General features: G+C 56.2%; 6 protein-coding genes and 1 pseudogene. 3 read left to right on the forward strand and 4 right to left on the reverse strand.

What is annotated here, in order from left to right:
• Positions 1–201: 201 nt before the first annotated feature.
• From EDF57_RS26295 to EDF57_RS19640, 3 genes and pseudogenes are all read right to left on the reverse strand, one after another.
• Positions 202–1179 carry a type IIL restriction-modification enzyme MmeI gene (locus EDF57_RS26295; protein ID WP_347876957.1) on the reverse strand — a complete coding sequence of 326 codons (978 nt, stop codon included), beginning with the start codon at positions 1177–1179 and terminating at the stop codon, positions 202–204.
• Positions 1180–1269: 90 nt separating this feature from the next.
• Positions 1270–2990, reverse strand: a pseudogene (locus EDF57_RS25840) (type IIL restriction-modification enzyme MmeI); the annotation flags it as partial.
• 324 nt (positions 2991–3314) lie between these two features.
• Positions 3315–3551 (reverse strand): hypothetical protein, encoded by a 237-nt coding sequence (locus tag EDF57_RS19640; protein ID WP_134095426.1) that lies wholly within the window; start codon positions 3549–3551, stop codon positions 3315–3317.
• A 134-nt stretch (positions 3552–3685) separates the two neighbouring features.
• On the opposite strand from EDF57_RS19640, the gene EDF57_RS19645 reads away from it, so the two are divergent.
• The 3 genes from EDF57_RS19645 to EDF57_RS19655 all read left to right on the forward strand — a co-directional run bounded on the left by EDF57_RS19645 (position 3686) and on the right by EDF57_RS19655 (position 8872).
• A complete protein-coding gene (locus tag EDF57_RS19645) occupies positions 3686–5191 on the forward strand; it encodes a hypothetical protein (protein ID WP_134095427.1) in 1506 nt (501 codons plus the stop codon).
• Between the two features lie 491 nt (positions 5192–5682).
• Positions 5683–7821: an AAA family ATPase gene (locus tag EDF57_RS25595; RefSeq protein WP_166675322.1), complete on the forward strand. Its 2139-nt coding sequence runs from the start codon at positions 5683–5685 to the stop codon at positions 7819–7821.
• A gap of 10 nt (positions 7822–7831) precedes the next feature.
• Complete coding sequence (locus EDF57_RS19655; RefSeq protein ID WP_166675323.1) at positions 7832–8872, forward strand: hypothetical protein; 1041 nt, start codon at positions 7832–7834, stop codon at positions 8870–8872.
• A 40-nt stretch (positions 8873–8912) separates the two neighbouring features.
• Here EDF57_RS19655 and EDF57_RS19660 read toward each other — a convergent pair.
• Positions 8913–9051, reverse strand: a 139-nt coding sequence (locus EDF57_RS19660) for a transposase (RefSeq protein WP_166675324.1), incomplete at its 5' end; no start/stop codon positions are given.

Raw genomic sequence — 9051 nt, forward strand, 5'->3', positions numbered from 1 at the left:
ACCCGACCCTAGTCGGTTGCTCGGCCGTCGACTTTCAATCGCGAGGTGCAGACCGGCAGCTTTCCCAATTTCAGCGCCCAACACTGGCCGATAGGCGAATGTCGGGTTAAGAGCGCAGAATTGTGATTGCTGCCGCTCGCACGCCGGCACGCGCGCTTATTCCGTCGAGTCTCGCTTTCGGTTGGCATACGGAGGTCCCGCTCAAGATTTCTTGCGGGACTTCCTCTTCTGTTTTCCACCGGCAGCCACGAGCGGCGCAGATCGCGTCTGGAACAGGTTGAACAGATGCTCCACCCTTTCGCGCTCGGTGGCGAAATTCTCTTTTCGATAGAGCCTGTCTACCAGTCGGTCATTTGCTTTGTGCGCTTTGCGCAGGTCCACCGGCATGCCCCCGGCATCATACAGGTCCTCCAACGGCGCGGGGGCGCATGCTTGCCGCGCAGCCGCGATCGTCTTCGCTGAGGCTTCTAGCTTTGCCTTGTTAGCATCATCGACGACGGGCCACGGGAAAGAATTATAGACGTTTGGCGCATAGCTGTAGCGACTCTCTAGCCTGCCTGCGACCGTCCGCATCCAGCCCATATGCATGGCCGATGTCAGCACCGCCATGATCCAGAGATCAGGTTTAGGCAGAATCAGGAGCTTGTTGCTGCCGATAACATTCTCGTCGAGAACGCAGATGGGGATGTATTCTCGAGTCTCTGACGACACCTCGGGGACCGCCAGATAGGACGATGACGGCTGTCGGTCCTGCGTGAAAACCCAAGGCGTTGCCGCAAATTCCCGAACGCTGGCCGTTGGGCTCTTCAGCCGCCCGTTCTTGACGCGGGCGAGGCGTTCTTGAATCTCGGGCGAGGATTTCAGGTCCGCCGGAGTGGCGTTTTTGAGCCAAAGACACCATCGCCACTCACCGGAAATAAGCTCCTGTCCGCCGACATACGGGCGAAGCCATTTTGCAATGCCTGGCTCGCGGGCGAGGGCTGCTTTCCGGTCTTCCTCATTGAGGATCAGGTTGCTCGTTGTAACGAATTTGCCATTCGGCCCTTTAACTCGTGCGCCGTCCGCAGGCTTGCTGCCTTGGAATAGCTTGGGCATCCCGGCAGGCGGACGGCTCCGTGCGGCGATGAATATTTGCGGGCAGGAAATTAGGTAGCTGTTGATCTGCGGAACGATCGACATGTGAGGATCGCCCTTCACATTGTCGTAGTCGTATATCTGCCTTGGTCCGTCGCGATCAAAATCGAGCCCGACTATGATGACGTGAACCGCTGCTTTGCCTCGCGCCTCGCTAAGCCATTCGAACGTGCGGTGAGCGAAGAAAATCCGTGCCCCCGACCGGAAAAGCTGGGGCCACAGGATCGAAGCCTGCTCGCCCTGACATATCGAATTCGTCGATACGAAGGCGATTTTGATTACGTGATTCTTCTGCGCGTAGTCAGTCGCGAGCTTAAACCAACAGGTAACATAGTCGAGCCGATTGACTTGACCGTCGCGGCCCCAGACGCGGTGCATACCCGCTTTCTGATCATCGTCGCGCAATGCATGTCCGATGAAGGGCGGATTTCCGAGGACGTGCGTGCATTCCTCAGGCGGCAGAACGCTTTCCCACGCCACATCCAGAGCATCGTCATGCCGGATCACGGGCGACTTCCTAAGCGGGATGCGGACGTAGCTCTTGCCGAATGCGAGCGAGAGCCGCGAATTCATGATGTGATCCATCATCCACATCGCCGTTTCCCCGATGCGCGACGCAAACTCGCCGATCTCGATGCCCGCAAACTGATCGACGTCAACCCTTGAGAGAGCAGAGACGTCCAGGATGAGCTGGTCTTTACCCGCAAATATCTCGGTCAGGACGTCGAGTTCGAGCAGGCGAAGACGAGGAAGTTACCGCAACCGCAAGCGGGATCAAGAAACCGCAGCTTGCTAAGCTTTTCCTGAAATTCAGTAAGCCTTGCGATTTTGGCGATGCGCAGGGCCTTTAGCCGGTCAAATTCGGCCCGCAGCTCGTCGAGGAAAAGTGGCCCAATGACTTTGAGGATGTTCTTCTCGGTCGTGTAATGCGCACCCTGCCGTCGCCTTTCTGCTCGGTCCATCACGGACTGGAACAGCGATCCGAAGATGGCGGGCGAAATAGGGGACCAGTCGAAGGCAGACACTTCTATCAGGGCTTCTCGCATTGAGCGGTTGAAGTCCGGGATGCGCGTTGATGTTTTGAACAGGTCGCCGTTTACATAGGGGAACTGCGCCAAGTCCTCATCAATATTTTTGCTGCGCTTATCTTCAGCAGTGTCGAGAACCTCGAACAGCTTTGTCAGCCAACCCCCTAGATCAGACCCGTCTTCATTTGTCCGGGTTTCCAAAAATTCGAGAAATATTCCGCGAGGCTCGAAAACGCCGGTGTCATCGGCAAACAGGCAGAACACCAAGCGGACGAGGAACCGTTCGAGGTCGTGGCCGGTATAACCTGAGTCTTCCAAAGCATCATGGAGCTTCCCGACAAGCTCTGCGGCCTTAACGTTGACAGGGTCTTGGTCCTGAAACGTGCGCTTTTGCACACCGAGGATGAAGCCGAATTTGTCGATGTTGGCAGGAAGATCGGCCAGCTTGAACGAGATGTGCTCGCGCTCATCGAGGTCATGCAGCTCGAAGGACTGGAAATCGCTGAGCAGGATATAGCGGGGACGATCAACCTCTTTCAGGGAGTCGAAGTATGCCCCGGCCTGATCGTAGGCCGCGACGAGATCGCGACCGGCGCTTTTCTGCTCGACGAGCAACACGCCCGGCCAGAACAGATCGATAAACCCGGACTTGTTATCAAGCTTTTTGACGTGATTCTCAAAGCGAGCAACTGACCGGCGGCGGACGCCAAATATTTCAAAAAACTCGTTGTAGAAGGTCTGAGTATCGCCCTTTTCATAGCCCTGGCCTGCCCAATCCGCCGCAAATGTCGCAGCTCTGGCCCGAATTTCATTCCAACTTAGACGCATGAATGCCCCGACTCCTTTGAGCGGCTTTTTGCATCGGCGATCAGCTAAAAGCCATACCCGGGACGAAGAACTCAAGGCAAATAGCGGAGCACTGTGGATCGAACATTTACCCGCGTAGGTGATCGGAATGACGGCTGTCTCGACGCGATTGCCCAAAACTGGACGGTCTCTCAGCGCCCCTCCGCTCCGTTGGTGGCCCTGGGCGGCAAGGGAAACCGGAAGGTCGGCTCCCTGTCACGTCAAATCAGGCCCGGAACGACCGCCATGGGCGCGTAGCAGCCTCTTCCGTGGTCGACCCTAATCGGTCATTAGGCCTCCAATTTTTCAACTCCCGGTGCGGCCGGTCCGCTTATCCATCTTGAATGCCCGTGATTCGCAGATAGTTGACGTTCCCGCCAAATCCCGCCGCTCCATCAGCGCGAAACGATCATCCCGCTGCGCGCCATATTCGGACACGGCACTTAATCTGGCGATCCCAAATTGCTCTCCGGCCGCGATATGGCCCGGGCGATGAGTGATGTATTTTTTTACAGTAGAGCCTGCCAGATAGCGGAACGCCATCACCTCAACGGTTCGGAAACCAAAGATGGGTAGCAAAAGCAGCTTCTGTTGGTCCGTACTAGTCCCGTTTGCGTGTCTGTCTGTTAGGAAGCGTCATGGCGTCCGCCCATAGCCTTAGCGTTGTTGAGCGTCGTTTGATCAAGGGCATGCTGATGCTAGAGCCGCAGCCGACCGATCAATCCATCCTCGCGTATTTTACCCGGCCCGGCCGTGATCTGAACCATGCAAGGATTGCGGAAATCCGAAACGGCTGGCTGTTCCCGACCCTACCACCGGCAATGCCAGAAGAGGTGACCGCCTTCATGGCGGCGTGGGTGGGCGGCGGGGCAGTGGACCCGAATTCATATGTGACTAGCCCCGGAGTGAGCGTGGATGCGGAAGATGATGACGTGGTAGGCGATCGGCAGGTTGGTACGTTGCGGCTCGATTGGTGGCCGGTCGGCCAGGGGCTTTTCGCCTCGGGCATCATTCAGGGCCGCAATGGCGTAGCGGTTAGCTGGGTTTATGATTGCGGCACCGTGTCGCAACAGAAACTGATCAAGAAAGCGATCACTCGCGATCAGACGGCGCGCAAGCGTGCCGGCGCATCTGCCATCAAGCTCGCCGTCCTTTCGCATTTCGACAAAGACCATATCAGCGGTTTCACGACACTGATCCAGACCTGCCGCATCGAGACACTGCTCTTGCCATACTTGCCTTTATGGCAACGGCTGGTTCTTGCGATCGAGCAGGGTGTTATTGCCGACGACCCTGCCTTCGGTTTTTTTCTAGATCCGGTCGGCTATCTGCGGGGTTTGGGTGGGGAAATCGGTGAAATCCTGTTGGTGCCCCCGAGCGGTCCGGATGATGCACCAGATGCTCCGGATGACTCTGAAGGACCGATTGAGCCGACGGTCATGGAGGGGCTTGGCGGCCCGGTAGAAGGACCACTCAAGGCCGAGCGCGCAGACCCGCCCGCCGAAGCTAGCGATGACCCGGTACTTGACCATCAAGGATCCAGCGAGGCAAAATTCTTAGCGCCGGGCGGACGCCTTCTGTCGCCAGGCTTCTGGGAGTTTGTACCCTACAATGATGTGACCATGGCCGCTCGTGCGGATGCCGTTTTCGTTGCCGATGCCCGTGCATTGGCGAAGCGACTGAAGAACGAGGAAACCGAGCGCGACGAGCGACTCGATGAATTGAAGCGTCTCTATGAAGCGAAGTTCAAAAACTCGAAGCATAGGAACCTTATTTCGCTTTTCCTTTATTCCGGGCCCATTGGAAGGCGTTTCAGTCTGGCCGGACTGGCAGCATCCCATCCCGTTCGCCTGCCTGAGGCATTCGTACGCTTCGCTCAGGTTCACACCGGCGACGGCACCTTGAAACAAGATTATTGGGCGCGCTTTCGTGATTTCTATCGCAAGGGAAAGCGCCTGGAGAAAGCGGGCATCGTCCAGATCATGCATCATGGCGCGGCGGGCAACAGCGAAGTCGGTATGGCAGCCCGCCTCCGGCCGGTGGCGAGCATCTTTTCATCCGATCCGGCCAAGGGACACAAGCATCCTGATGCGGAAGTCCTTCGCGACTTCTGGCCCTACCATTCGATCCAGGTCGATGACGCGAAAGGGTTCCATCTCTCTGCCCTGCTGCTAATGCGATGATTGTCAGAATTTAGAAGCCGGTGCTGACCCGGCTTTTCTTGATCGCCGACCTCGGAATCTCCCCTCCGGCAGACGACCCTTCCCGGTCGTCCAGCACCCAATTTAGCATCCCCGGGGGCGGACCGGCAGCTATCCTATCCTGGATGCCCAAGACTGGCCGATAGGCGAATGTCCTGTTTAGAACAGGCCTGCAGGAAAAGGTGCCGCTCGCATGCGGTCGGCTCCCGTCAACAACGGTCAGATCGCGCATGCCGCACCAATGGGAGCAAAGTTCCAAGCCCTCCCTTCCTTACACTCGATCACTACCCTTAGCGAGCACCTGCTGCCAGGCTCGCTCGAGCAGGTAATTGACCGAGAATGGTGCATGTTGTGGTCGGATGCCTTGGCTTCGCGATTAGTGTTTTGAGACTGACGAAAGACATTCGCTTCACAGCTTGCGTCGGCACTATTAATCCGCTGATATATATCTGATTTTGTCAGGAGATTAAGAGTTGGAAGCCGACGCAGATCGCATTCGCAAGCTTGCGCTAAACGATTTTGTAGCTCCGGCTCGTGCAGCGGGCCAGAGTTCCGTTACGATCGTTGCGCGCGATGTCCATGATCGCCTCGGCCTTAGCGCTGCTCATGCGAATGTTTGCCAGGCACTTGGCGGCCGTATGTTCCAGGAAATGGCAAGCGTCCCTCCCCCAAAAATGGAGGGCCCAATGGCAAGCAGCACGACGACGTTCACCTACGAGCTTGGTACCTCTGCGATGACTGACGACCAGCTTCTGCTCCTGTTCGACAGCTGCGAATATTTCAGGAGCCGGCGTACCAAATGGACCGATGAACAAACGTTCAACTTTTGCGCAATGGCTCGCGCAGTTCACGAGCTGGGCCTCGATTGGTATCGCACCAACATCCCGCAGATCCGATTTGGCCGGCGAGCCAGTGACGCAAACCGCGCTAAAGCTACTCTAGCAAGTTTTGATGCGGCACCAGCACGTATTCGCTTTTCTCATTCTTCCGGCGAACTTGGACTGCAAGGCTCGTTCGAGTGTGATGAAGCAGGCAAGGCGGCTTTTACCAAACTGCTCAACGAAAAGCGTAACGAGATCTCCAATTGGCTACCTCCAATGCCACCACGGGAAGGCTTCTGGCCCTTCTATGACCATACAGCGGATACCGCGAGGTCCGAGCAATCTAGAATCGATGGCGCCGGAGCAGAAGGTGGCCCGCGCTACTGGATTGAGAAGACCTTGGTCGCCGGCCGTGCGGATCGGTTGGAAGGCGACCATGCTTTAGGGAGGGCGCTGTGGTCACCGCAAACCTCCAAAGACGGCCGCCAAATTTATGGATCAATGACCCAAGCAAGTGAGGGCGATGTTGTGTTCCACCTCACAGACAACAAGGCGATAACGGAGGTCTCGGTAGTCGCAGCTCCGGCTGATGACAGCTTCACCGGTGTAGTGGGTACTGAATGGGCGGATCAGCCGGGATATCGGATTGCGCTCGAGGACCACGCCAAGCTTGATCCGCCACTGCCACGGTCGGAATTTTTAGAAACCGAGCCCTTCAGCACAGAATTGAGGGAGCTGGTAGATAGCGGCGCGCGCGGGCTCTTCTTCAACCGCAAACTCGAACTGAATCAAGGGAGTTATCTCACAGAGGCAACGCCCAGCCTGCTCTCCATCCTCAATCGCGCATATCAAAGCTTCGCCGGCAAAAATCTACCGCACGTCAGAGAACAGGCCACAGGCGAAGAAACGAGCCAGCTGCCGCCCTACTCGCTCGATGATGCGCTGGAGACGCTCTTCTTGTCCAAAAGCGATGCTGAGGACATCATGCTGCTGTGGCGCGCGAAGAAGAACATCATTTTGCAAGGCCCGCCCGGCGTTGGGAAGTCCTACGCCGCGCAGCGATTGGCGTTCGCATTGATGGGCTTCAAAGATCGCGATCGATTGCGGTTCGTGCAGTTCCATCAGTCCTATTCCTATGAGGATTTTGTCGAAGGCTTCCGGCCGACTGAGACAGGCTTTGCGCTGAAACCCGGAAAGTTCGTCGAATTCTGCCGAGAGGCCGAGAGCGATCCGGAGCGGACCTACGTGTTCATCATCGATGAAATCAACCGCGGCAATCTAAGCAAGATCCTCGGCGAGCTCATGGTGCTGATCGAACCTGACAAGCGCGATGCCGAATGGGCCATGCCTCTCGCATCAGGGCGAGCCCCCTTTTTCGTGCCCAGCAACGTCTATCTACTCGGGCTGATGAACACCGCCGATCGTTCGCTCGCAGTGGTAGATTATGCCCTGCGCCGGCGCTTTGGCTTTGTAGACGTGCGAGCCAATCTCGCGTCGCCAAAATTTCGCGACCAACTCAAAACCGCTAACGTGTCGGACAGCCTTATTACGACTGTTATCGACCGGATTGGCGTCCTGAATGCTGAGATCGTGGAGGATGTCACAAACCTCGGGCCCGGCTTCGCTATCGGCCATAGCTTCTTCTGTAGCGGCCCGAATGCGAGTGAGGACGAGGCCGACTGGTACAGTCGTATCATTCGAACTGAAGTTGCCCCTCTGCTCCGCGAATATTGGTTCGACGCTCCGGCAAAGGCCGAACAGTGGGCGAGCCAGCTGATGGCACCGCTTTGAGATTGCGTCCGTGATCTCAATTGAGAACATCTATTACCTGTTCTGCTATGCTTGGAACCGGTTCGAAGAAGCGCAGTCGATTCCGGTCGGTGCTAGCCAAAGCCCGGATCTTCCCAACCTTCTCGGTCGCGTCCTGTTACAGGGGACTCGAAAGCTGCTTCGTCGTGGGCTCGACCGCAACTATCGCGACTACAGTGACGAAATTGCAACAGTACGGGGGCGGATCGAACTGGGCGCGTCTCTGCGCCTGCACTCACGGAGTGTACGCCGCTTAGTTTGTGAGTTTGACGAACTCAGCCACGATCTTCTCCATAATCAGATCATTAAGGCGTCGCTGCGACGGCTTGCGCGTGCCAGAAACATTCAACCTGCGTTGGCTGCAGAATTAACGCATACCGCAAAGCGAATGCCGGAGGTTTCCGATATTTGGCTTGAGCGTTCCGCGTTTGCACGCGTTCAGCTCCACCGGAACAACGCCTATTACGATTTACTCATGAAGGTAGCTGAACTCGCGTTCGACTGCTTATTGCCCGATAGCGATGGCAACGGTTTTGCATTCTCCGACGTGCTGCGTGACGAGAAGAAAATGGCCCTCACGTTCCAGCAATTCGTTCGAAACTTCTACGTGGCGGAGCAAAGCGATTTCGCCGTTCTTCCGCTTGCCATTCGCTGGGACGGAGAGTCTGTGTCGACGACAGGAGCCGGTCGATTACCAAGAATGGTGACCGACATTTATTTGAAATGCGACAATAGACGTATAATAATAGATACAAAATACTATAGCAATGCTTTGCAAAGCGTATTTTATGGAAGTGACAGCTTTCATTCAGGAAATTTATACCAATTGTTTGCTTACCTCCAAAACGCAGCAGCGGACCCAGCTTTCGCTAATTGTGAAGGTATGTTGCTATATCCGATGAACGGGACAGCCTTGCGAGAGACTTACCGTATTCGAGGGCACCTGATTACTATCGCAACGATCGATTTGGCGCAGCCGTGGCCCACGATCGCGGAAGACTTGCTGCACTTAATCAAGCCCGCTGCGAACTAGGTTCTGTTGACAAAGTTCGGTATCCATCTGCGGATGGCAGCTAGGTTCTGTTGACAAAGTTCGGTATCCATCTGCGGATGGCAGCTAGATTGAGGAAGCTGGCGAATGACAGCGCGGTCTTGTCATATCGGGTAGCGATGCGGCGCTGATGCTTGAGGTATCCGAACATGCGTTCGATG

Source organism: Novosphingobium sp. PhB55 (assembly GCF_004368805.1).
Lineage (GTDB): Bacteria > Pseudomonadota > Alphaproteobacteria > Sphingomonadales > Sphingomonadaceae > Novosphingobium.